The organism is Pectobacterium sp. CFBP8739 (genome assembly GCF_013449375.1).
Taxonomy (GTDB): Bacteria; Pseudomonadota; Gammaproteobacteria; order Enterobacterales; family Enterobacteriaceae; genus Pectobacterium.
Window position 1 is genome coordinate 1 of the sequence record NZ_JACDRR010000031.1, and the last position, 575, is coordinate 575.

The following is a 575-nucleotide window of genomic DNA, read 5'->3' on the forward strand; positions in this document are numbered from 1 at the left end:
GAGGCGTGCGGTAGCCATGGTAACGGCGAAGGAAGAAGGAGAAGACGGGTGGCAAACAGTACAGGATTACAGTTCACCGTAAAGGTCGGTGCCTTGGCGGCAGGCACTTTCGCGGTGGTGGATTTCAGGCTGGATGAGGGGCTGAACCGGCCTTTCAGTCTGTCGCTGAGTCTGGCGAGTGCGCAACCGGATGTGGATTTCGGCGCGGTGTTGGACCAACCATGCGAGCTGATGGTTTGGTATGAAGGCGAGCTGAAGCGTCGGGTCAGCGGGATTATCAGTGGCTTCACGCAGGGCGACACCGGTTTTCGGCGCACGCGCTATCAGATGGACGTCCGTCCTGCTCTGTGGCGACTGGGGTTACGCACTAATGCGCGTATTTTTCAGGCACAAAAGCCCGACGCAATTATTGGTGCGCTGCTGGAAGAAGCGGGGATTACCGACTACGCCTTTGCGCTGCGTCATGAGCACGCGGCGCGGGAATACTGCGTGCAGTATCGGGAAAGCGATTTGGCGTTTATCACCCGACTGGCCGCCGAGGAGGGCATGTATTTCTTCCACGAATATGAAGAAGG

The 575-nt window shown here is 57.9% G+C and carries 1 protein-coding gene; it reads left to right on the forward strand.

What is annotated here, in order from left to right:
* Positions 1–48 precede the first annotated feature (48 nt).
* A partial coding sequence (vgrG, locus tag H0247_RS19895) for a type VI secretion system tip protein VgrG (protein WP_370463384.1) occupies positions 49–575 on the forward strand: 527 nt, incomplete at its 3' end.